23 protein-coding genes, 1 pseudogene and 1 riboswitch are annotated in these 22,432 nt (G+C 72.9%); of the genes and pseudogenes, 17 read left to right on the top strand and 7 right to left on the bottom strand.

Features of this window, described 5'->3' with window-relative positions:
* Positions 1–29 precede the first annotated feature (29 nt).
* Positions 30–749 (top strand): homocysteine S-methyltransferase family protein, encoded by a 720-nt coding sequence (locus ABLE53_RS22550; RefSeq protein ID WP_348861405.1) that lies wholly within the window; start codon positions 30–32, stop codon positions 747–749.
* A gap of 14 nt (positions 750–763) precedes the next feature.
* Here the strand turns inward: ABLE53_RS22550 and ABLE53_RS22545 are convergent, their stop codons facing one another.
* The 3 genes and pseudogenes from ABLE53_RS22545 to ABLE53_RS22535 form a co-directional block, all read right to left on the bottom strand.
* Complete coding sequence (locus ABLE53_RS22545) at positions 764–1,282, bottom strand: NAD-dependent epimerase/dehydratase family protein (protein ID WP_348861569.1); 519 nt, start codon at positions 1,280–1,282, stop codon at positions 764–766.
* Between the two features lie 116 nt (positions 1,283–1,398).
* A pseudogene (locus ABLE53_RS22540) lies at positions 1,399–1,608 on the bottom strand (NAD(P)H-binding protein); the annotation flags it as partial.
* Positions 1,609–1,697: 89 nt separating this feature from the next.
* Positions 1,698–2,282, bottom strand: a complete 585-nt coding sequence (locus ABLE53_RS22535) for a TIGR03086 family metal-binding protein (protein WP_348861404.1) — start codon at positions 2,280–2,282, stop codon at positions 1,698–1,700.
* Between the two features lie 56 nt (positions 2,283–2,338).
* Here ABLE53_RS22535 and ABLE53_RS22530 point away from each other — a divergent pair, with 56 nt between their 5' ends.
* A complete protein-coding gene (locus ABLE53_RS22530) occupies positions 2,339–2,773 on the top strand; it encodes a MarR family winged helix-turn-helix transcriptional regulator (protein ID WP_348861403.1) in 435 nt (144 codons plus the stop codon).
* Positions 2,774–2,794: 21 nt separating this feature from the next.
* Here the strand turns inward: ABLE53_RS22530 and ABLE53_RS22525 are convergent, their stop codons facing one another.
* Together ABLE53_RS22525 and ABLE53_RS22520 are read right to left on the bottom strand one after the other, a co-directional pair.
* The gene (locus ABLE53_RS22525) at positions 2,795–3,043 is read right to left on the bottom strand and encodes a hypothetical protein (RefSeq protein ID WP_348861402.1); all 249 of its coding nucleotides are present in this window, start codon (positions 3,041–3,043) and stop codon (positions 2,795–2,797) included.
* 78 nt (positions 3,044–3,121) lie between these two features.
* The gene (locus ABLE53_RS22520) at positions 3,122–4,033 is read right to left on the bottom strand and encodes an alpha/beta hydrolase (RefSeq protein ID WP_348861401.1); all 912 of its coding nucleotides are present in this window, start codon (positions 4,031–4,033) and stop codon (positions 3,122–3,124) included.
* Between the two features lie 154 nt (positions 4,034–4,187).
* On the opposite strand from ABLE53_RS22520, the gene ABLE53_RS22515 reads away from it, so the two are divergent.
* From ABLE53_RS22515 to ABLE53_RS22500, 4 genes are all read left to right on the top strand, one after another.
* Positions 4,188–5,039, top strand: a complete 852-nt coding sequence (locus tag ABLE53_RS22515) for a helix-turn-helix domain-containing protein (protein ID WP_348861400.1) — start codon at positions 4,188–4,190, stop codon at positions 5,037–5,039.
* A 113-nt stretch (positions 5,040–5,152) separates the two neighbouring features.
* Positions 5,153–5,752 (top strand): hypothetical protein, encoded by a 600-nt coding sequence (locus ABLE53_RS22510; RefSeq protein WP_348861399.1) that lies wholly within the window; start codon positions 5,153–5,155, stop codon positions 5,750–5,752.
* A gap of 85 nt (positions 5,753–5,837) precedes the next feature.
* Complete coding sequence (locus ABLE53_RS22505; RefSeq protein ID WP_348861398.1) at positions 5,838–6,503, top strand: hydrolase; 666 nt, start codon at positions 5,838–5,840, stop codon at positions 6,501–6,503.
* 93 nt (positions 6,504–6,596) lie between these two features.
* The gene (locus ABLE53_RS22500; protein ID WP_348861397.1) at positions 6,597–7,655 is read left to right on the top strand and encodes an ABC-2 transporter permease; all 1,059 of its coding nucleotides are present in this window, start codon (positions 6,597–6,599) and stop codon (positions 7,653–7,655) included.
* On the opposite strand, the gene ABLE53_RS22495 is transcribed toward ABLE53_RS22500, so the two are convergent.
* Together ABLE53_RS22495 and ABLE53_RS22490 are read right to left on the bottom strand one after the other, a co-directional pair.
* A complete protein-coding gene (locus ABLE53_RS22495; protein WP_348861396.1) occupies positions 7,633–8,283 on the bottom strand; it encodes a response regulator in 651 nt (216 codons plus the stop codon). The genes ABLE53_RS22500 and ABLE53_RS22495 overlap by 23 nt on opposite strands.
* On the bottom strand, positions 8,280–10,067 hold the full coding sequence (locus ABLE53_RS22490) for a histidine kinase (protein ID WP_348861395.1): 1,788 nt from the start codon (positions 10,065–10,067) through the stop codon (positions 8,280–8,282). Before ABLE53_RS22490 ends, ABLE53_RS22495 begins: the two co-directional genes overlap by 4 nt.
* A gap of 84 nt (positions 10,068–10,151) precedes the next feature.
* Here ABLE53_RS22490 and ABLE53_RS22485 point away from each other — a divergent pair, with 84 nt between their 5' ends.
* The 11 genes from ABLE53_RS22485 to ABLE53_RS22435 all read left to right on the top strand — a co-directional run bounded on the left by ABLE53_RS22485 (position 10,152) and on the right by ABLE53_RS22435 (position 22,402).
* A complete protein-coding gene (locus ABLE53_RS22485; RefSeq protein ID WP_348861394.1) occupies positions 10,152–10,547 on the top strand; it encodes a hypothetical protein in 396 nt (131 codons plus the stop codon).
* A 56-nt stretch (positions 10,548–10,603) separates the two neighbouring features.
* Positions 10,604–10,984 carry a cupin domain-containing protein gene (locus ABLE53_RS22480; protein ID WP_348861393.1) on the top strand — a complete coding sequence of 127 codons (381 nt, stop codon included), beginning with the start codon at positions 10,604–10,606 and terminating at the stop codon, positions 10,982–10,984.
* The gene (locus ABLE53_RS22475; RefSeq protein WP_348861392.1) at positions 10,981–11,400 is read left to right on the top strand and encodes a hypothetical protein; all 420 of its coding nucleotides are present in this window, start codon (positions 10,981–10,983) and stop codon (positions 11,398–11,400) included. The genes ABLE53_RS22480 and ABLE53_RS22475 overlap by 4 nt, the downstream gene beginning before the upstream one ends.
* Positions 11,401–11,447: 47 nt before the next feature.
* Positions 11,448–13,274: a hypothetical protein gene (locus ABLE53_RS22470; protein WP_348861391.1), complete on the top strand. Its 1,827-nt coding sequence runs from the start codon at positions 11,448–11,450 to the stop codon at positions 13,272–13,274.
* A gap of 8 nt (positions 13,275–13,282) precedes the next feature.
* Positions 13,283–14,326 carry a S66 family peptidase gene (locus tag ABLE53_RS22465; protein ID WP_348861390.1) on the top strand — a complete coding sequence of 348 codons (1,044 nt, stop codon included), beginning with the start codon at positions 13,283–13,285 and terminating at the stop codon, positions 14,324–14,326.
* Between the two features lie 82 nt (positions 14,327–14,408).
* Positions 14,409–14,541: riboswitch (SAM riboswitch) on the top strand.
* Positions 14,542–14,575: 34 nt separating this feature from the next.
* Positions 14,576–15,916, top strand: coding sequence for an aminotransferase class V-fold PLP-dependent enzyme (locus tag ABLE53_RS22460; RefSeq protein ID WP_348861389.1), 1,341 nt, complete (start codon positions 14,576–14,578; stop codon positions 15,914–15,916).
* Between the two features lie 136 nt (positions 15,917–16,052).
* Positions 16,053–17,369, top strand: coding sequence for an imelysin family protein (locus ABLE53_RS22455; protein WP_348861388.1), 1,317 nt, complete (start codon positions 16,053–16,055; stop codon positions 17,367–17,369).
* The gene (efeB, locus tag ABLE53_RS22450; RefSeq protein ID WP_348861387.1) at positions 17,366–18,688 is read left to right on the top strand and encodes an iron uptake transporter deferrochelatase/peroxidase subunit; all 1,323 of its coding nucleotides are present in this window, start codon (positions 17,366–17,368) and stop codon (positions 18,686–18,688) included. The genes ABLE53_RS22455 and efeB overlap by 4 nt, the downstream gene beginning before the upstream one ends.
* A 71-nt stretch (positions 18,689–18,759) precedes the next feature.
* Positions 18,760–20,445 (top strand): phospholipase C, encoded by a 1,686-nt coding sequence (locus ABLE53_RS22445; protein WP_348861386.1) that lies wholly within the window; start codon positions 18,760–18,762, stop codon positions 20,443–20,445.
* Between the two features lie 199 nt (positions 20,446–20,644).
* The gene (locus tag ABLE53_RS22440; RefSeq protein ID WP_348861385.1) at positions 20,645–21,823 is read left to right on the top strand and encodes an ABC transporter permease; all 1,179 of its coding nucleotides are present in this window, start codon (positions 20,645–20,647) and stop codon (positions 21,821–21,823) included.
* 15 nt (positions 21,824–21,838) lie between these two features.
* Positions 21,839–22,402: an FtsX-like permease family protein gene (locus tag ABLE53_RS22435; protein ID WP_348861384.1), complete on the top strand. Its 564-nt coding sequence runs from the start codon at positions 21,839–21,841 to the stop codon at positions 22,400–22,402.
* The last annotated feature ends 30 nt before the right edge of the window (positions 22,403–22,432 follow it).

The following is a 22,432-nucleotide window of genomic DNA, read 5'->3' as shown; positions in this document are numbered from 1 at the left end:
TCCTCGGCCATCGGCTGAGGACCCCGGCCGTGCCGGGCGTTGAGTTTGCGGCGCGGCCGCTGGTACAAGACTCTGTGCTCGGCCTGCGCCGCCCGACGTCCTCGGGGCCCGGGTTCCGGCCGCTGGTCTCGAAAAGGCAGCACAATGCCCATCAAGAGCTCTCCGACATCCAGCGCGCCTACCTGTCGCAGACGCCGATGGGTGCCGAGGAGGCCGAGGGCTACCACGCGACGCAGCTGGAGACGTTGAAGGAGGCCGGCGCGGACCTGGCGTGGGTGTTCACGATCGGCAACGAGGCCGAGGCACTCGGCGCGGTTCGTGCGGCCGGCACGATCGGAATCCCGGTGGCGGTCTCGTTCGCTGTCGGGTCGGATGGGCGGTTGTTCGGCACGGGTACGCCGCTTGCGGACGCGGTGGCCTACGTCGACGATGCCTCAGAGTCGTACGCGTCGTTCTTCGGCATCAACTGCTCGCACCCGGTCGAGTTCGAGCCGGCGCTATCGGATGGACCGTGGCTGTCCCGGCTGCGTGCGCTGCGGCCGAACGCTTCGAAGATGGACAAGATCGCGCTGTGCAAGATCGGGCATCTGGAGGAGGGCGATCCGGTCGAGCTCGGGAAGCTCATGGGCGACCTGGCGACGCGGCTGCCGGCCGTGGACATCTGGGGTGGGTGCTGCGGCACCACCGCCACCCACCTCGACCTGCTCGCGACGGCAGTGACGGCTCGACGCGGCCCGAGCAACGACTGAACACGGGCGCGTGCTCATAGTGTGAGGAAGCCGTCGCGCCAGCTCGGGTGATGAAGAGACAGCCCCTGGCTGCGGGCTCGTGCGTTCGAGACGGGCCGGCCGACGTCGCCGGACAGTGACGTCGCGGGGGCGGGGGCGCCGACGGCTGCGGCGAAGTGTGGTGCCCACTCGACGCCTGGTGCGGGTGCATCATCCACGACGTTCCAGATCCCGACGGGCCAGTCCAGGGCCGACGCGATCGCCTCGGACGCATCGGTGGTGTGGATGAACGAGGTCACCGTCTCAGTCGCGGGAAGGCGGCCGTCCCGAGCAGCCTGCCCGAAGCGTCCGTCACGGGAGTACCAGGTGTCGGGTCCGTAGAGCTGTCCGAACCTCAGCACGACGCCGTCCGGCATCTCCTGCACGGCGCTCTCCAGGACGCTGACTCCGGCGATGGTGGTTCGGCGCGGCTCGGCAGCCTCGAGGTCCAGCGGTTCGTTCTCGTCGGCCGCGGCGGTGCCGGGCGGGTAGACCCAGGAGATGCTCTCGGCCACGATCCTGTCGACATGGGCGCGCTTGGCCGCGTCGACGAGGTGACGGGTGCCGATCTCACGCAGCCGTGAGTTGCTGGCGCCGGGTTGCCCGTCGTCAGATCGGTGAGCAGATGTACGACGGCATCCGGGTGTGCGTCGCCCACCGCTCTCGCCACGGCGTCGCGGTCGACGGCGTCGGCGACGACCGGCACGGCTCCCAGGTCGGCCAGGAGCGCCTGCTTGTGGGCCGACCTGGTCATCGCGGTCACCTCATGACCGGCGGCGGTCAGCAGCGGAAGGACGGTGCGGCCGAGAACGCCAGAGGCTCCGGCGACGAACACGCGCATTCCAGATCCTCTCAACAGGGGCTTCGAACGTAGACACAGACTGGACGGTCAGAAGGGTCCAGAACAACGCGAATACATCGGTCTGCGGACTATCTGCCGTCGGGGCGACGACCGAGGAGGCGGAGCGCGTCATGCCATGGGTCGTGTCCGGTCTCGGCGTTGGCCGCGGAGAAGACGCCCGGCGTGCCTCCGGGACGGGCGGCGATGAGGCGGGCGAAGTCCAGGACGTACGTCACGACCTCGTCGGTCGGGCGGTAGGTGCGGCCGAGGGAGGTCGCCACGTCCCAGCCGTGCACGGCGGTGTCGAGGAGCTGCATGCCGAGGGCCAGCTCGGCGGTGACGTCCGAGTCGAGCTGGGCGAGGTGGACCGGGTCATCGGGTCTCGCTCGGGCGAATGCGGCCGCCAGGCCGTCCGCCGACGTCTGCCAGAGGCGGGGGAGGTTGTCGGTAGTGACGGTGGGACCGGCGTACGCCTGCTTGGGGGCGTTGCCATGGTCGATCGCGAGGGTGAAGCCCTCCTGCTCGCCGATGATGTGGGACAGCAGGTCGGCCAGGTCCCAGCCGTCGCACGGCGTCGGGACGGTCAGATCGGCGTCGGCGGCCGCGAGGATCACCCGGCCCGCCGAGTCCGTGGTCTCGCGATGGAGCGCGAGCAGCTCGTCGAAAGTAGGCATCTGCCGATCGTACGCATATGTAGATGATTGGTCCGAGCGAGTTTAGGATGCGGTGCGTGGACCGCCCCGAGCTCGGAGTACTGCTCAGCCGCCTGCGGCGCGAGGTGCTGGCCCGTGAGACGCCGATCCTCGAGCGCGAGGGCCTGCCGATGTGGGACTACGTGGTGCTGAGCGCGCTCGGCGGCGGACAGGCGCCGACCCAGGCGCGGCTCGCCGCCGCCACCGGCCGGGACAAGACCCGACTGATCGCCAACCTCGACCACCTCGAGTCCCTTGGACTGGTCGCACGTTCGCCAGACCCGGCCGACCGCCGCAACCGGATCGTCGCGATCACCCGTGCCGGGGAGCGGACGCTGCACCGGTGTCGGGCCGCGATCGCTTCGATGGAAGACGACCTCCTCGGCGACCTGGACGCCAGCGCCCGTGAGACGTTCGAGTCGGTGCTGGTCGACCTCGCCGGGCGGCTCGGACCGACAGAGGCGTTGCGGTGACTGGCTCCACATCAGGGTGTGTCACGAGTTGGTGAGGATGGCCAGGAGGTCGTCAGGAGCGTCGTTGTAAACGGCGTGGGTGATCGGCAGATCGTGGCCGCAGAGTGTGATCGGCCCCGGGGCGCAGACGTCGAGCACGGTCCGCACGCCGTCGACGTGCGTGTCCAGGTCCGTGGCCGCGCTCGCGGGGAGCACGGTCCACCTCGAGACTGTCGAGGTGATGGCGACCGCCTCCGTGACCAGCTGCGCGCAGGCTGGCTGCGAGGCCATCCCAACCCATGCGCCGTGCCACGAACCGGGGACCAGGACGAAGGGCCCGCCCCGGTCGGGGCGGGCCCTGCGCGCTCCTCAGCCGAGGTTCTCGTGGAAGAATTCGATGAGCTTGGTGACGGCGGTGGCGACATAGGGGTCGCGGTCGTAGAGATCGACGTGGGTGGCGCCCTCGACGAGGAAGAGCTCGGCGTTGCCGGGGCTGTCGGCGACGGCCTTCTCGGAGAAGCCGCGGGTGAAGGCCTCGGTGCCGGCGATCATGAGCAGCGGTCGGGGCGCGATCTTGGCGACGTCGGCGAAGGAGTCGAACTGGTCGAGCAGATCAGCGCTGCGGGTGACCATCTCGCCTGTCGAGCGCGGGTGGCGGCCGCGCGGGGTCTTGTAGAAGTCGATGAACTCGGCGACCGGGGCCGGGGTGTCGGCCTCGGCCTTCTCCGGGAGGACGGGGAAGGTGGTGGCGGGTGCTCCGGCGGCCTCCTTGCTGCGCAGCTTGCCGGAGCTGGCGACCATCTGGTTCCAGCCCTCGGGGTCGGCATCGCGGAAGAAGCTGGGGACGTCGGTGCCGGAGACGCCAGCGACGGCCCTCATCCGGTGGTCGGTCTGGGCGACGTACGGCACGTAGGCGCCGGAGCCGCAGATGCCCATGACCCCGATGCGGTCGGGATCGATGTCGTCGCGGCTGGTCAGGTAGGAGACCGCGGCGCGGAAGTCCTCGGCGCGCTGGAAGGGGTCCTCCAGGCCGTGCGGCTGTCCTTCGGACTCGCCCTGGAAGGCGGCGTCGAAGGTCAGGATCGCGAAGCCCTCCTCGACCAGCCGCCGGGCGTAGACGGCGGGCGCCTGCTCCTTGACGCCGGTGGTCTGGTGGCCGATGACGATCGCGGGCAGGGGACCCTCGGCGTTCTCGGGCAGGTTGTCGGGCAGGTTGTCGGGCAGGTAGAGGTGGCCCGCCAGCTGCAGACCGTTGGTGGGGAAGCGGACATCGGTCCTCATGGGTGATCCTCCGTGGACTGGTGGAGACGGTGCCGGCCCGTCGGTGGGCCGCGACTCCAACCTCCGACCGTTGCCGGCCGCGGAGAAGGTCGGGCTCGTTCCTAGGAACGAACCCTCCTAGGTTGACCGGGCGCGCTCGTGCCAGCCTGGAGAAGTGGTCGACTCTCCCCATCTGCACGAGCTCGGCGAGTTCCTCAGGCTCCGCCGCGGCGAGCTCATTCCTGCCCAGGTCGGGCTGCCCGAGCTCGGCCACGGTCGGCGCCGGGTGCAGGGCCTGCGCCGCGAGGAGGTCGCCCAGCTGGTCGCCATCAGCACCGACTACTACATGCGCATCGAGCAGGGCCGGCTGGCGCCCTCGCCGCCCGTGCTCGCCGCGCTGGTCCGGGAGCTCCGGCTCACCCGCGACCAGGCGGCCTACGTCGAGGGGCTGGTCCGCCAGGCCGGACAGGAGGGCCGTCGTCCGACACGACGGCGCAGGTCGCGCCCGGCGGTGCATCCTCACCTGGCCCGGCTGATGGGTGAGCTGCACGGCACGCCGGCGCTCGTCTTCGGACCCCGCCTCGACATCCTCGCCTGGAACGACCTGGCGGCAGCGCTGCTCCACGACTTCGCGGCCGTACCCGACCGGCAGCGCAACTACGTGCGGATGGTCTTCACCGACCCGGCGATGCGCGAGATCTATCCCGACTGGGAGGACGTCGCCCGCACCTGCGTCGAGGTGCTGAGGATGGAGGCCGGCACCAACCCCACCGACCCCGCCCTCTCCGAGCTGGTCGGTGAGCTCTCCATCGCCGACCCCGACTTCCGCACCTGGTGGGCCGAGCACCGTGTCGCCCACCAGGACTTCGGCAGCAAACGGATCGCTCACCCGCAGGTCGGGGAGCTCACCCTCGACTGGGACACCTTCCGCTACGCCGGCGCCCCCGACCAACAGCTCGTCCTGTGGTCCGCCGAGCCGGGCACCACCTCACATCAGCGACTCGAGCAGCTTGCGCGCACGTTATAGGGCCGCGGCCGGATACCGGGCCGACTGCGGCGACGCGTCGAACGATGGGGCCGGGTGACGAGCCGCCGAGGAGCTCTGGACCAGCGGTCCGGCGTACTGATCTGATGTGGCACATGGCAGACAGACGGTCCGGGCCTCGACGCAGCCCTCGCGCCAAGCCGACGATCAGTCCCGGGCGCCGTGAGCCCGGCGAGCAGGTCTACCGCTATGCATGGGCGAACAGCGAGAAGGCGCGCTGGATCATCGCCCTAGGGCTCATCGTGATGATGCCGGTGTGCGCCGTGGTGGTCGGCGTCGGGGTGCCGCTGCTGGCCGCACTGTTCGGCCGGGAGGTCGACGGGGGCGTCATGGCCGCCCTCCTCGTGGGTGCGATGCTCGCCCCGATCGGCGTCGCCGCTGTGATGGGCGGGATGGCGATCCACCGGCTCGGCTGGATCCCGGGCGTGATCTTCTTCGCCGCCTTCTTCCTGATCCTCGTCGGTGGCCTGTTCGGGCCCTGGGGGTACGTCGCCGGTATCGGACTCATGGTCGTGGCGGTCGCTGCGTTCTGGTTGGTCGGCTCCATCCGCGGCGTGCCGATGTACGTCGGAAATGCCCTGGTCGGGAAGGTGCCGGTGACCGACGGCACCGTCGACGGTGAGCTCTCGCCCGGCGTCAAGGACCCCGACTGGGAGCGCCGGCAGCAGGAGCGGATCCCCTTCCCGACGGAGTGAGACCCGACGGGCGGAGGTACGCCGCCGCGCCGCCGCGGGCCGTGCGGGGATGGCCCGCCGCGGCCGGGGACGACAGGATGGGGCCATGCCGAAGCTCGCACCCGAACCCGTCCGTGACCCGATCGCCGACCACCTGCTGACGCCGCAGAACTGCGCGGTGGCGCTCATCGACTTCCAGCCGGGGCAGTACGCCACCGTCACCTCCGCCACACGCGAGGAGATCGACCTCGGCGTCATCACGCTCGCCAAGCTCGCGGCGGTGTACGAGATCCCGATCGTGGTCTCGACCGTGGCCGTCGACATGGGGGTGAACGAGCCGACGGTGCCCCAGATCATGGCCGAGCTGCCGGGCGTGGAGCAGATCGACCGCACGGGCGTGAACGCCTGGGAGGACGCCGACTTCCGCGCCGCGATCGAGGCGACGGGCCGCAGGAAGATCGTCATGGCGGGCCTGTGGACCGAGGTCTGCCTGAGCTTCCCGACGCTGGACATGCTGACGGAGGGGTACGACGTCTACCCGGTGGCCGACGCCGTCGGCGGCGTCAGCAAGGTCACCCACGACCGGGCCTTCGACCGGATGATCCAGGCCGGCGCCCACCCGATCACCGCGATCGCCTTCGGCTGCGAGATCATGCGCAACTGGGAGCGCGAGGACGCCGACAAGCTGCGCGGCGTCTTCAACTGGTACTTCGGCATGAGGCGCCAGCTGGGCCTCGGCGACGTCGAGAAGCTGCCGTCCTCGGGCGGCTGAGCCGGGTCCTCACCCGGCGAACAGCATCCGCATCGCCAGGTCGGTGACCGCGGCGGCGTCCGCCGCGGAGACGTCGCCGGTCATCGCGACGCGGTGGAGAAGCGTGCCGACGACGACGTCGAAGGTGATAAGGGGGAGTCGCTCATGGCCGAGAAGGGCCTGCTCGAGGAGATCAGGGACGCCGTCGCCCCACGGACGGTGATGCTGGTCCTCGGCGTGCTGCTCGTGCAGCTCGCGTTCGTGGCGTCGTACGTCGGCGCGTTCCACCACCCCACGCCGCACGATGTCTCGCTCGGCGTCGTTGCGCCGGCCTCCCGGTCCGAGCAGCTGGTGCAGCGCCTGGACGCGACGAAGGGCCATCCGGTCTCGGCCGAGGCGGTCTCCTCGAGGGCCGAGGCCGTCGCGCGGATCAAGAGCGCCGACCTCGCCGGTGCGATCGTGGTCGACCCCACGTCGAAGACCGATGAGCTGCTCGTCGCCTCGGGCGGAGGCGCCTCCCTCGTCACCGCGCTCGAGCAGCTCGCGGAGCAGTCCGAGGCGCAGCAGGGCAGGCAGGTGACCGTCACCGACGTCGTGCCCCTCGAGGCCGGCGACGCCCGCGGTCTCAGCGGCTTCTACCTCGTCATCGGCTGGCTCGTCGGCGGCTACCTCGTCGCCGCGCTGCTCGGCGTCGCCAAGGGGGCGCGGCCGGCCAACCCGAGGCGGGCCGCGATCCGGCTCGGGGCGGCGGTGCCGTACGCGGTCCTCTCCGGCCTGGGCGGCGCCCTCATCGTCGACCAGTGGCTGGACGCGCTGACCGGGCACTTCTGGGCGCTCTGGGGGCTGGGCACACTCCTGGTGCTCTCCTCGGCGACGGTCACCATGGCCTTCCAGGTGCTCTTCGGCACCGTCGGGATCGGCCTGACCGTGCTGCTGTTCGTGGTGCTCGGCAACCCGTCGGCGGGCGGTGCGTACCAGACCCAGCTGCTGCCCGCCTTCTGGCGCCATGTCGGTGGCTGGATCCCCAACGGCGCCGGCACCGACGCCGTACGCCGGATCGTCTACTTCGCCGCCAACGGCGTCGCCGGCGAGGTCTGGCTCGTCGCGGCGTACGTCGTCGTCGGCGCGGCCGTCACGATGGCGGCCTCGCTCAGGTCCGCCCGCCGGGCCTGACCAGCCCGGACTCGTACGCCACCACGACCGCCTGCACGCGGTCCCGGACGCCGAGCTTGGCGAGGACGCGGGCGACGTGCGTCTTGACGGTCTCGACGCTGAGGAAGAGCTCGGCGGCGATCTCGGAGTTGGACAGGCCGCGGGCGGCGAGCAGGAGGACCTCCTGCTCGCGGTCGGTCAGCGTCCCGACGGCCGGGTGCCGGTCGGCGCGCCGGGTGAACTCCGCGATCAACCGCCGGGTGATCGACGGCGCGAGCAGCTCCTCGCCCCGGTGCGCCGCGCGGATGCCACCGACCAGCTGCTCGCCGGGGGAGTCCTTGAGCAGGAAGCCCGTCGCCCCCGCCACGAGCGCGTCGTACACCAGCTGGTCGCGGTCGAACGTCGTCAGGACGACGACCCTGGTGCCGGGGCAGCGCGCGACGATGCCGCGGGTCGCGGCGATGCCGTCGAGCCGCGGCATCTTGAGGTCCATCAGGACGACGTCGGGCAGCAGCCGGGCCGCCTCCGCGATCGCCCGTACGCCGTCGTCGGCCTCACCCACGACGCGTAGGTCGTCCTCGGCGCCGAGGATCATGCGCAGCCCTGCGCGGACCAGCGCCTGGTCGTCGGCGAGCAGCACGTCGATCATGCCGGCAGCACCGCCGTCGGCATCGTCGCGCGTACGACGAATCCGCGCGGCTCGAGCGGTCCCGCCTCGAGGCGGCCGCCGACGGCCGCGAGCCGCTCGGCGAGCCCCTGCAGGCCGGTCCCGGTCCCGGTCGTCGCGGGCGCCGTCTCGGTGGCTCCGGTGTCGCTGACCTCGACGGCGACACCGTCGGGCGAGCCCGCGATCGTCACCGTGACGTGGGCGCCGGGTGCGTGGCGGGCGGCGTTGACGAGCGCCTCGCGCACGATCCTGGCCGCGAGCGTCCGGCAGTGGTCCGGCAGCTCGCCCGCGACCATGAGGTCGACCCGGACACCGGCCCGCCGCGCGCCCTCCACCACCGTGTCGAGGTCGCCGACCCGGTCGGCGGTCGGGGCCTCCGGCGGACCGTCGAGGACGTCGAGGCTGGCGCGGAGCTCGGCGAGACCGTGGCGAGCGGTGGCGGCGATCGTCGCGAGGGCGGCGTCGACGTCGGGCGGCTCGAGCAGCCGCCGGGCTCCTACCGCGTGCAGGCAGACCACGGTCATGGCCGCCGCGACCGAGTCGTGGAGGTCGCGCGCGAGCGCATGCCGCTCCTGGGCGGCGGCGAGCCGGGCGGCGGCGTCGCGGCCCGCCTCGAGCTCGTCGACCAGCCGTCGGTGGCGGGCGACCCGTGCGCTCCTGCCGGCCACCGCGGTCCCGGCGCCGACTGCGGCGAGGCACCAGAGCAGCGTCGGGACGAGGCCGTCGAGATCGCGGCCGGAGGCCGGGCTGACGGCACTCAGCAGGGGTACGCCGAGGGCGAGGACGCCGAGCCCGGTCACCCGCCCCCGGCGCCGCCGCGCGTGGGCGCCGACGGCGTACGACGCCAGCAGGAGCGGCAGCAGCGACGTGACGGTGGCGGGCACCGGCGTCAGCACCGCCGACATGGCGGCGGCCAGGGCCAGCACCGCCGCCGCCGACGCCGCCGGGTGCCGCCGGCGAAGCACCAGCGGTGCGCCGACGGCGACGGCTGCCACGACGTTCGCCCACGCGGGGCCGCGGGCAGCGTCCCCGAGCGTCGCCTCGACCGCCAGCGGCACGCCGGCCAGCGCGGCGAGGAGGTCGGTGGGACCGAGCTCCGGGCGCGGCCGGCGGGGAAGATCGCCGCCGCCCGAGGGCGCCGCCTCGGCGACAGCTGCCGGCTCGCGCAGCGTCCCGACCTGGGCCCGGAGCTCGTCGAGCGCCCTGCGGGCGGAGCGCTCGATCGCGTCGAGCGCCCGGCGTACGTCGGCCGGGTCTGCGGTACGCCGGGCCCCGTCGGCCTGCACGACGATGGCGCCCATCGTCTGGATGACGCCGTGCTGGACGGCGGCGGCGACAGCGCTCTGCTGCTCGAGCCGGGCGGCGTCGGCGCCGGCGTCGCGCTGCTCCTCCACCTCCCGCGCCAGCCGCCGCAGCTCGGCGAGCTGCCGCCCGCGGGCGGCGACGAGCGCCCCGACCACCGCCGGACCGCCGAGCAGCAGCAGGTAGAACACCACGTCGCTCGGGACCGAGTCGGCGCCCGGCCGACCGACCTGGTTCGCCGCGGTGAGCAGACCGGCGCCGAGCGCTCCGGCGGCCGCGGTGGCCGACGGTGTGCTCGTCAGCCCGACGGCGAGGCCCGCGCACGCGGCGGCGACCAGCGCCACGGTCGTGTCGGCGACGGCGTCGAGCGTCAGCGCGTCCGCCAGCGTCGCCGTACACACGGCGAGGAGCAGCGCGACGGCGCCCGCCGCCCGCGACCGTCGTGCCCCGGCGACCACACGCACAGCCCGACGATAGGGCCGCGGATGTCACCGCACATCACTCTTGCGAGGGATGGCCCCGGCCGCCGTCCGGCCGAGGCTGACGCCATGACAACACGTACCGCACTGATCGCCTCCCTCGCCTGCGTCGCCTCCTGGGCGGCGAAGGCCCTCGCCATGGCCCTGGCCGGCGGCCTCGGCCGCAGTCCGCTCGAGGACCCCCTCTTCTACGTAGGCTTCCTGGCCCTCCTCGTCGCCGCCGGTGCGTACGGCGCCTCGCTGGTCGCGCACCGCGGCCGCTGGCTCCACGTGGCCGGCGCCGCCGGCGGCCTGATCGGCGCCGTGGTCGTCACGCTCGTGGCCGGCAGCCTGGTCGGCGTCCTCGAGCCGGCCCACGCCGGCTGGGTCTGGGGCGAGGTGAACCTCTGGGTGGTCGCCCTGGTCGTCCTCCTCGCGGCCGTCTCCGGCGTACGCCGGGGTGTGACGCGCGCCGGAACGGCGTGACGCGGAACGTCACGCAGGAAGGGTGTCCGAACACTTCCGGCAACCAGGAGGACACCATGCCCAAGGCCACCAGGGCGACCACGCCGGTCGCCATCGACATCGACGAGGTCGAGGGCCGCTACGCCGAGCTCGGCGACTACACCGTCGCCTTCGAGACCTTCGCGCAGGACCTCGACACCGAACCCGTCTTCAAGGGGCTCCCCGACGACCGCTGCCAGTGCCCGCACTGGGGGTTCGTCACGTCGGGTCGGATCACCTTCCGCTGGGCCGACCATCTCGAGACCTACGTCGAGGGGGACGCCTACTACGCCCCACCCGGTCACCTTCCGTTGATCGCGGCCGGGACGAGCATCGTCGAGTTCAGCCCCACCGCGGAGCTGGCGACGACGATGGCCGTGATCGACCGGAACCTGCGCGCCGCCGGGGTGATCTCATGACCGCGACGCGTACGCCGGCCGCCGACCGCGCCACGGCCGTGGCGAACCTCGTCCACTGGCTCGAGACCGGGGAGGGTGCCGAGGCGACCTTCGCCGAGGACTGCTTCCTCGACCTGTCGCTGCCACTGTGGCGGCTCCAGGCGGACTCCCGCGCCGACCTGGTCGCCGTACGCGCGGAGAGCCACCCGGTCCCCGGCAGCGTCCGGGTCGAGCGGGTGGACGAGACCGACGCGGGCTTCGTGATCGCGTTCGAGGAGCGGTGGGCCACGGGCGCCCAGGTCTGGTACTCCCGCGAGCTCATCCGCGCCGACGTCGAGCAGGGCCTGATCGTCGAGCTCGCCGTCGCGTGCACGGGCGACTGGGACGAGGAGGTGCGGGCCAGGCACGCCCGCGAGGTCACCCTGCTCAGGCCCTGACCGCACGAGCCCAGAAGGGCCTAGATTGGCCCTGGACAGGTAGTGAGATGAGCGCGCCGACCCCGCTGGCTGATCTCCTCGCTCGGGCCGACGCCGAGCGTGCGGCCGGGCGGGGGGAGGACGCCGCCCGCCTGTACGACGAGGCGGTCGCCGAGGCCCGCGGGGCCGGGGACCTCGCCGCCTGGACCAGGGCCGCCCTCGGGGCCGCCTCCGTCCACCTCTTCGGCACCGACCCCGGGAAGGTGCCGGCGCAGCTCCACGACCTGCTCGCCCGGACGACGCGGGACGCCGACCGGGTCCGGCTGGCCGCCGCGCTGGCGCGCTGCTGGGCCTACAGCGGCCGGCCCGCGCGGGCCGAGCGGTTCGCCCGCGAGGCCCTCGACCGGGCCGAGCCCACCGGCGACCCGGCGCTGGTCGCCGACAGCCTCGATGCGATGCTCGCCTGCCACTGGGGCCCCGACGACGCCGACGTACGCACGGCCCTCGGTGCGCGCCTCGACGAGGTCGCCGCCCACGTCCTCGAGCCCGAGGCCCGCCTCCAGGCTCACCTGTGGGGCCTCCAGGTCGCCTGCGAGTCGCTCAACCTGTCGGCGATGCACCGCCACCTCCGCGCCCTCGACCGGCTGGGCGAGGAGTCACCCCGGGCCCGCTTCTTCGCCGCGTCACGGCGGCTGATGTACGACCTCCTGCGCGGCCGTACCGACACCAGCGGGGCGCTGCTCGCGGCAGCGCAGGAGGCGGAGGGCCGGGCCCGCCTGGCCGACGGCTGGATGGTGCTCAAGGCGATGAGGGCGTACGCCGCGCTGCACGCCGGGGACCGGCGTACCTGCGCCGCGATCGCCGCCGAGGCGGAGGCGTTCGCCCTCGCCGAGGGGGTCGCCGAGGTGTGCGCCGAGGCCGCCTGGATGTGGGTCGGCGCCGGCCGCCTCGACCGGGTGGGCCCGCTCGTGGAGACGCTCGGCGGTCGCGCGCTCGAGGAGCTGCCCCGCGACGTCAACTGGCTGCTGGCGCTGCAGTGCGTGCTCGAGGCAGCGCTCGCCACCGGCCACCGCGACGTGGTCGAGCAGGCCGCCGGGCTCCTCGCGCCGTACGCCGGCCGGCCGGTCTTCAACGCCGGCGCGGTGATGTTCCACGGGCTCACCGACGACACCCTCGCCCGGGCGGCCGCGCTCACGGGCGACCTGGGCGAGGCGGAGCGTCTGCGCCAGCGCGCGCTGGCGACGTACGTACGGATCGGCGCCGACTGGTGGCACGACCGGCTCCGCGCCTGGCGACCGGCGCCGCCGGCCCGCGACGGCCGCGACGGCCGGGCCGGCCCGGCCCGTGCCCGGCTCCACCCGACCGGCGACGGCGTCTGGCTCGTGGGCGCGGAGCCCGGCACGCCAGTGAGACCGGTGCGCGGCTTCGCCCATCTGCAGGCGCTGCTCGCGCGGCCCGGGGTGCGGATGCCCGCGATCGATCTGGTCACCGGTGGCAGCGGCACCGTCCTCCAGAGCGCTCCGGGAGTGCAGGTCGACCGGCAGGCCCTGGCGGCGTACCGCAGGCGGCTGGCCGACCTCGACGCCGAGCTCGACGAGGCGCAGGACTGGGCCGACGTCGGCCGGGCGGAGGCGCTCGAGGACGAGCGCGAGGCCCTCCTCGCCGAGGTCGCGCGCGCCGCCGGCCGCGGCGGACGCCCACGCACGAGCGGCGCCACCCACGAGCGTGCGCGGGTCGCGGCGACGAAGGCGATCGCCACCGCCCTCGACCGGATCGAGCGGGTCGACGAGGCGCTCGGCCGCCACCTGCGCGAGACCGTGCACACCGGCACCGAGTGCGCGTACGAGCCCGACCCCTCGAATCCGGTTGACTGGGTGCTGTCCGCCGACGGTTGACTGTCCGCATGCAGCTGGTGTCGCCGCGCAAGGCCGCCCCGGGCGACAGGGTCGCCGTGCTGTCGCCGTCGTTCGCCGCGCCGGGCTTCGCCCCGGCCGTCCACGAGCAGGCGATGAAGCGGCTCCAGGACCTCACCGGGCTCGTGCCGGTCGAGTACCCCACCACGCGCAAGCTGGGCGCCACGCCCGAGGAGCGCGCCGCCGACCTCAACGCCGCGTTCGCCGACCCCGGGATCCGGGCCGTGCTGGCGACGGTCGGTGGCGAGGACCAGATCACCGTCGTCCCGCACCTCGACGCCGACCTCGTGCGGGCCGACCCCAAGCCGTTCCTCGGCTACAGCGACAACACCAACCTGCTGAGCTGGCTGTGGACCAACGGCGTGGCCGGGTTCTACGGCGGCTCGACCCAGGTCCAGCTCGGCCCGGGCCCGGCGATCGACGAGATCCACCGAGCCGCGCTGCGGGCAGCCCTCCTCACCGGCGAGCGGCTCGAGATCACCGACCCGGGGGAGTCCGAGGACATCGGCAAGGACTGGAACGACCCCGCCGCACTGACCGACTACGGCGATCGCGAGCCGACCGAGCCCTGGACCTGGGCGGGCCCGACCAGGCCGGTCACCGGCCGCACCTGGGGCGGGTGCATCGAGATCGTCCAGTGGGTCCTCACCGCGGGCCGCTTCCCGGCCGAGCCGGACGTGCTCGCCGGCGGCGTACTCCTCCTGGAGTCGTCGGAGGAGCTCATCCCCGCCCGCGAGTTCGGCTGGATCGTCCGGTCGCTGGGGGAGCGCGGCCTGCTCGCGGCGGTCGACGCCGTCGTCGTCGCGCGACCGCCGACGATGTCCTTCGAGGTCCAGCCGACGCCCGCCGAGCGGGCCGCGCGGCGCGCCGAGCAGCGCGACGTCGCCATCGAGACGGTCGCCCGCTACAACCCGGACGCGGTGGTGGTCGTCGGCGTCCCGTTCGGCCACACCCGGCCGCAGTGGATCCTGCCGTACGGCGGACACCTCACGGTCGACGGCGCGTCGCAGCGGATCTGGGCCGACTACTCCTGAGTTCTCGGATCCTGAGACGCTTCTCCACGATGTGAGACCCGAGGTGGCGACGGCGTACGCCGACCGGCAGGATCCCCGCCCAGGTCACGACTGCCAGCGCGCTCGGCCACCCGAGCGCACAGCCCCGGCTTGCTGGCGGGCAACCCTCCGACGCGGCGGGGTGCTCCGGGTGACGACCAGGCCCTCGCCGATGTGGCGACGGGCAAGCGCGCTCGCGGTCCCCGTGGGCCCGACCACGATGGAGTTGTCTTGTCCCACGTCAGCCCCCTGCTCCCGCTCGTCGGCGCCGAGACCCGGGTCCCGCTGCTCGACGGCCGCCTGGTCACCTACGCCAACCTCGACGTCGCCGCCTCGGCGCCCGCGCTGCAGGCGGTCGCCGACCGGGTCGCCGAGGTGCTGCCGTGGTACGCCAGTGTCCACCGCGGCGCCGGCTACCTGTCCCAGGTCTCGACCTCGCTCTACGAGGAGTCGCGCCGCCTGATCGGTGAGTACGTCGGGGCGCGGCGGGACGCGGACGTCACGGTCATCACCCGCAACACCACCGACGCGGTCAACCTGCTCGCCGGCTGCGTCCCGGGCCGGACGCTGGTGGTCGACGTCGAGCACCACGCCAACCTGCTCCCGTGGCAGCGCTCGCGCGCCGGCGCGACCGTCGTCACCGGCGGGGAGAGCGTCACGGCCACCCTGCAGGCAGTCGCCGACGAGCTCGCGGCCGGCGACTACGCGCTGGTGGCGCTCACCGGCGCGTCCAACGTCACCGGGGAGGCGCTGCCGCTCCGCGAGGTCGTCACACTCGCCCACGGGCACGGTGCCCGGGTCTTCGTCGACGGCGCCCAGCTGCTCGCCCACCGGCGCTTCTCGCTCGCCGCGACGGGCACCGACTACATCGCCTTCTCCGGCCACAAGCTCTACGCGCCGTTCGGCGCCGGCGCGCTCGTCGGTCGCCGCGACTGGCTGGACGCCGGGACGCCGTACCTCGCCGGCGGGGGAGCGGTCTCCCACGTCACCGTCGACGACGTCGCGTGGGCGCCCGCGCCGGCGCGTCACGAGGGCGGGTCCCCCAACGTGATCGGCGCGGTGGCCCTCGCCGCCGCGTGCACGACGCTCACGACCGTCCCCGCCGGCGACCTCGACGGCCACGAGGGCGTGCTGCGGGACCGGCTCGTCGACGGGCTGGCGGAGATCCCCGGCGTGACGGTGGTCCGGCTCTGGGAGGACTCGGAGAGCCCGGTCGGCGTCGTCACCTTCGCGCTGGACGGTGCCGACCCCGGGCTGCTCGCGGCGTACCTCTCCGCCGAGCACGGCCTCGGCGTCCGCGACGGGCGGTTCTGCGCCCACCCGCTGCTCGCCCGGCTCGGTCTGCCCGCGGGCGCCGTCCGGGTGAGCCTCGGCGTCGGCACCTCCGGCGACGAGATTGAGCGACTGCTCGCCGGCGTACGCGCCTTCGTCGCCGACGGCCCGTGCGGCAGCTACGCGATCGAGGACGGCTGCTGGGGTGTCGTCGGCGACCCGCGTCCCCCTGCCGGGGTCCCCGGCGTGGCCGCCCTGGCCGCCACGGCCGGCGCCTGCCGAGGCGCCGCCGTCGTCTGACCGAGCCGCCCATCGACAGGCTATGTAAAGACTCTGTTCATCGGCTGTCTATGTAGCCTGCACCTCGCCGTTCGCGGCTGATCCAAGACTCTCGACCGCCGCGCCTCCCCCCGAGGGCGCGGTCGGGAAGGTTGCGGTGAAGAGTACGGAGAATGCCGCGCCCGCCGACGTGGCCGACGACGGCACCGCGGCTGGCCAGGACGGCGGCAGCACGGACGAGCAGGTGGACCGGCGTCCCCTGTGGCGCAGCCCGAAGGTGATCGTCCCGATCGCTGCCATCGCGGCGATCGCGGCAGTCGTGGGCATCAAGGCCGGGACCGGCGGTGACGACGACGCCGTCGCCGCGGCACCACACGCCGACGCCTCGGTGCCGGGCACGCCGATCACCGTCGGGACCGACGTCTGCGGCCAGGGCTGGACCGGCGGCAAGGCGGGACGCCAGACCTTCGCGCTCTGGAACAACTCGATCGAGGGCATGGAGGTCTACCTCCAGGACGTCGCGACCCGGAAGGTCTACCTCGACGTCGAGGCACTCGGCGCCACCGCCACGCGCAGCGCGAGCGCCGACCTCGGCCCCGGCACGTACCGCTTCTTCTGCATCCCGGAGGAGTCCGAGCCGCTCACCGGCCCGGAGGAGAAGCTCACCGGCACCTACGACGGCCCGGTCACCGCCGGGGTCGTGCCGATCACGCCGAACGACCTCGCGCCGGCGCTCCGGAGCTACCTCGACTGGGTGCGGGGCCAGCTCCCGACGCTGAAGCGCCAGGCGCAGGCGGTCGCCGACGACGTACGCCGCGGAGACCGGGACGCCGCCGAGCGCGACTGGCTCACAGCGCACCGGACCTACGAGACCCTGGGGGCGGCGTACGACGCCTTCGGCGACGACGACACCGCGATCAACGCCGTCCCCTCGACGACCGTCCCGGCCGCGCAGGACGACCAGCTCACGGGCTTCCACCGGGTCGAGGCGCTGCTCTGGTCGGGCGCCCCGACGGCGCGGATCCGGCAGCCCGCCGCGGCGATCGTGACAGCCGTCGGCCACCTGCGCGCCGACCTCTCCACCCCGAAGCTGCAGACCCAGGACATCGGCCTGCGCGCCCACGAGATCCTGGAGAACGCGATCCAGTTCGAACTCACCGGGCGGACCGACGCCGGCAGCCACACCAACCTCGCGACCATCGACGCCAACCTCACGGGGACGGCGAGGACGCTCTCGTTCATCAGGCCGCTGCTCGTCGGCCGCGACCCGCACCTCGGCGAGACCGAGCGCGACCTCGCCGCCGCGCAGCGCCTCGTCAAGAGCTTCGACCACGGGGGCCGGTGGACCCCGCTCGACCGGCTCACCCGCGGCCAGCGCGAGGCACTCGACGCCCGTCTCGAGGAGACCGTCGAGCTGCTCTCCCAGGTCGCGGTCATCACCGACCCGCGCAAGACAGCAGGAGAGACCCAGTGACCACCCCGGGGACCGGCTGCCCCTTCCACCCCTCGCCCGCCTCGGGTCCCGCTGGGAGCCCGTCGACCAGCCGTGACCGGGGCGTGAGCCGGCGCGGACTCTTCGGCGGCGCCCTCGGCGCGGCAGCCTCGGCACCGGCGGCGGTTCTGCTCGCCGGCGCCGCACGCGGCGACAGCCCCTCGCCGTCCGGCTCCGGCGTGGAGGTGACCGACGGGGCGGCGTCCTACCCCTTCCACGGCGAGCACCAGGCCGGCATCCTCACTCCGCAGCAGTCGGCGGCGGCGTACGTCTCCTTCGACGTCACCGCGGAGGACCGCGCCGGGCTGCGCGAGCTGCTCCAGACCCTGACGACCACGGCACGGTTCCTCACCAGCGGCGGCACGCCGCCGGACGACGGGCTCCTCGCGACGGCGTGGGACAACGGGGTCGTCGGCCCGGAGGTCGCCGCCGACGGGCTGACCGTCACCGCCAGCGTCGGCTCGAGCCTGTTCGACGACCGCTTCGGCCTCGCGAAGGCGAAGCCGGCCCGGCTGCGCCCGATGGACGAGTTCCCGAACGACGCGCTCGACCGGTCCATCTGCGACGGCGACCTGCTGCTCCAGCTGTGCGCGCACCACCCGGACACCGTCAACCACGCCGTACGCCAGCTGATGCGCACGACCCGCGGGGGGCTCCAGGTCCGCTGGCGGCAGGACGGCTTCCAGTCGCCGCCGCGGCCGAGCGGCACCCCGCGCAACCTGCTCGGCTTCAAGGACGGCACCGCCAACCCGTCGGTCGACGACGCGAAGCTGATGGACGACCTCGTCTGGACGCACGGCGGGGGAGCGGAGCCGGCCTGGGTCGAGGGCGGCAGCTACCACGTGGTCCGCAAGATCCGGATGCTCGTGGAGTTCTGGGACCGGGTCTCGGTCCGGGAGCAGGAGACGATGTTCGGCCGGGACAAGGCGAGCGGTGCCCCGCTGACCGGCGCCGAGGAGTTCGACGACCCGGACTTCGGGAAGGACGCCACCGGCGAGGTCATCCGCTTCGACGCCCACATCCGGCTGGCCAACCCCCGCACCGTGGACACCGAGAAGCAGCGCTTCCTGCGCCGCTCCTTCAACTACGACGCCGGGACCGACCCCAACGGCCAGCTCGACATGGGCCTGGTGTTCACGGCGTTCAACCAGGACCTCGAGCGGCAGTTCGTGACGGTTCAGAAGCGACTGATCGACGAGCCCCTCGTCGACTACATCTCGCCCGTGGGCGGTGGCTACTTCTTCGCCCTGCCAGGGGTGCGGAGCGAGGACGACTGGTTTGGCCGGGAGATGTTCACGTGAGCGGGCCGAGACCGCTTCGCGTACCCGGTCGGTTTCGGGAGAACGACACCCTCGAAAGGAAATCCCGAGAGATGAGAATGCCCAACGTACGCCGCTCGCGCGCCCTCAAGGGCGCCGGCGTCGCCGTGGCGGGAGCGGGACTGATCGGCGCGTCGCTGACGTACGCCGCGAACCAGTCCGCCTCCGCCCACGGTGGCGCCTACGCGAGGACGCCGATCAAGCACGTGGTCGTCATCTACGACGAGAACGTCTCCTACGACCACTACTTCGGCACCTACCCGAAGGCCGCTAACACCGACGGGACCACGTTCAAGGCGAAGGCACACACGCCCTACAACAAGAACCTCGTCGCCGACAACGCCATCAAGAACAACCCGAACTCGGTCGCGCCCTTCCGGCTCACCCCCGACGAGGCGCTGACCTGCGACCAGAACCACGGCTACACCGCCGAGCAGCAGGCGGTCGACGGCGACGCCAGCGGCACCCCGAAGATGGACAAGTTCCCGGAGAGCGTCTCGCGCGACTCGTGCAGCCCGCTCTTCGGTGCCGAGGGCCTGACGATGGGCTACTACGACGGCAACACCGTCACGGCGATGTGGAACTACGCCCAGAACTTCGCGATGAGCGACAACTCCTGGGACGCCACCTTCGGCCCGTCCACGCCCGGCGCGATGAACGTGATCGCCGGGCAGACCTACGGCGGCATCTCGTACGACCCGGCCTCCGGGACCGAGAACCCGACCCCGGCCACCGGGGCCAGCGGGCTCAACGCGGTCGATTCGAGCACGGGCGTCGGCACCGTCATCGGCGACCCCGACCCGGTCTACGACGACTGCTCCGACAACAACCACACCTCCTCCTCCAAGCTCGTCGGGATGCAGGGCAAGAACATCGGCGACCTGCTCAACGAGAAGGGGCTCACCTGGGGCTGGTTCCAGGGCGGCTTCTCCGCGACCACGCCGTACGCCGGCGCGGGCACCTACGCCCAGTGCGGTGCGTCGCACACCAACGTCGGCGGCTCCTCGTCGGTGGACTACTCGCCGCACCACAACCCGTTCGCCTACTACAAGTCGACGGCCAACCCGCACCACGTCGAGCCGGCGAGCGAGGCCGAGGTGGGTCACAACGGCCGGGCCAACCACAACTACGACCTGAGCTGGTTCGACAAGGTCGTGAAGGACGGCAAGCTGCCGGCGGTGTCGTACGTCAAGGCGGCGGAGTACCAGGACGGCCACGCCGCCTACTCCGACCCGATCGACGAGCAGCACTTCCTCGTGCACACCCTCAACGAGCTGCAGAAGTCGCCCGACTGGTCCTCGACCATGGTCGTGATCGCGTACGACGACTCCGACGGCTGGTACGACCACGTCGCGCCGAAGATCACCAACGGCTCGAGCACCTCCGACGACGTCGCGGTCTGCACCGCGGCGGCGGCGAAGTCCGCGCCGATCGCCGGTCAGCAGGACCGCTGTGGCCCGTCGCAGCGCCTGCCGCTCATGGTGATCTCGCCGTACTCGAAGACGAACTACGTCTCGCACTCGGCGTCGACGCAGGCCTCGGTCGTGAAGTTCATCGAGGACAACTGGGGTCTCGGCCGGCTCGGCGGAGGCTCGTTCGACGCCACGGCCGGATCGATCACCGACATGCTGAACCTGCACGCCAAGCCGCACACCAGCAAGGTGCTCCTCGACGAGGACGGCTCGTACGCCACGTCGCCCAAGCCGGGCCACGGCGGCAAGCCGCGCACCAAGGGCTGAGGTCTCCCACCCCAGCACGGATCAGACGGGCCCGGTCGCCTCGGCGGCCGGGCCCGTCGTCGTGCGCGGGGTCGTGCGCGGGTCGTACGGCGGCCGCAGCAAAGGCCGCTCACAGGTCACATCGCTTTAACGTCGGTGTGAGCGAACGTAACGATTCGGCAAGGGGCTATGTAACAGGGGCTCCGGAGGATCGTGGGCTGTGACAGCCTCCGAAACGGTAGCCCCCACGACCACTCCACCAGCGGTCGAGACGCTCCGTACGACCCGCGGCGGGACGTTCGGCCGCCTGCTGCGGTTCGCGGCGGCGAACATCCGCCGCCGCCCGGAGCGGTTCGTCCTCGCGGTGCTCGGCATCGCGCTCGCGATCGCGGCAGTCACCGTCGTACGCACGATCTCGGCGAGCTTCGCGATCACCGGTGCCGACAGCGTGACCCGCGCCGTCGGCGACCATGCCATCTGGGTCGTCCCGGCCGCCGGCGTCGAGTACGACAGCAAGGCCGACGCCCTCGTCGCGAAGGGCGCGCCGCCGGCGCTGACCCTGCCGGACGGCTGGACCGGGCACCAGACGATCGCCGGCCTCTGGAAGAGCCCGCACGGCCATGTCGCGGTGTACGGCGACGAGAGCCTCAGCGGCACTCAGGCCACCCTCGGCACACCGCTCGCCGACCGGCTCGGCGTCTCCGACGGGGACACCCTCAGCCTGCCCGGGCAGGACGTGACCGTCTCCGTCAGCGGCGACAGCCCGATCCTGAGCGTCGCGCCCGACGTGGCGAGGGCGGTCGTCGGCGACGAGGGCTGGTGGACCGCCGACGAGCCGGCGAAGGACGAGGGCCGCAAGGATCTCGGCCCGCTGTTCGGCACCGCCGTCGGGCTGCCCGCGACCACGAACCCGTCCGAGACACCCGCCGCCGACGGCAAGGGCCTGGTCTACGACATGACGACCGGCAGCGGAGAGCTGAGCTTCGCGCAGAAGTACGCCAGCGTCTTCTCCGGCAAGGTCACCAACTCCGCCCTCGGCCTGATCTCGATCATCGGCCTCATCCTCGGGTTCGTGATCGCGATCTCCTCGTTCCTCGCCTCCGTGCAGGAGCGCCGGCGCGAGTTCGGGATCATGTCGAGCATCGGCCTCGCCGACGAGGTCCTCTACTTCTTCCTCGTCGAGTCGGCCCTCGTCTTCGTCGCCTCGTGGGCGATCGGCGTCGTGGGCGCGGGCATCGCGGTCTGGGCGGTGCTGCCCCACCTCGCGACGCCGGTCGCCTGGCTCCAGGCCTCCGCCACGGTGCTCGCCTTCCTGCCGGCGATGGCCATCGTCGGCGCGATCGTCCCCGTCCACCGACTGCTCCAGCAGCGCCCCGTCGCGCTCCTGAGCGACTCCTGACCCGGAGGAGCCGAGATGCTCAAGTACGGCCTCGCCTACGGGCTGCTGTCCTCACGCCGCCGCGCCAGGCAGATGCTGCTGCCGGCGATCACCACCGCGACCGGTGCCTTCCTCGTCGTGGTCGTCTTCGCGATGTCCGCCGGCATCAAGAAGCAGTCCGCCTCGCTCGGCCACGCCGACGAGATCGGCCACGCGATCGTCCTCATCGCCGTCACCGTGCTGCTGGTCGGCGTCGTCGAGGTCGCGGTGGCCACGACCCGCACCATCGCCCACCGCACCCGGGAGCTCGGCGTCCTCGGTGCGACCGGCGTCAGGCCCGAGCCGGTGCTCGTGGCGCTCCTCGTCGAGCCGGTGGTCTCCGCCTTCTACGGCGCCCTGGGCGGGGCCGTGCTCGGAGCCGTCGTGGCCTTCGTCCTGCAGGCGCTCGGCCTCGCCGACTCCGGGGTCTCCGTCGGCGGCGCCGTGACCGGCATCGTCGTCGCTGTCCTCGTCAGCCTCGTGGCCGCCGTCGTCACCAGCGTCGTCCCCACCTGGCGAGCCGTCTCCCGCCCGCCGATCAAGTCCCTCAGCGCCAGCTGAGCCGAGCACGACCGACCGATGCAGCAACCC

It is taken from the genome of Nocardioides asiaticus (genome assembly GCF_040049175.1).
GTDB lineage: Bacteria > Actinomycetota > Actinomycetes > Propionibacteriales > Nocardioidaceae > Nocardioides > Nocardioides cheoyonin.
The sequence above is the reverse complement of the archived record's forward strand: the minus strand, read 5'-3'. Positions and strand labels throughout refer to the sequence as shown.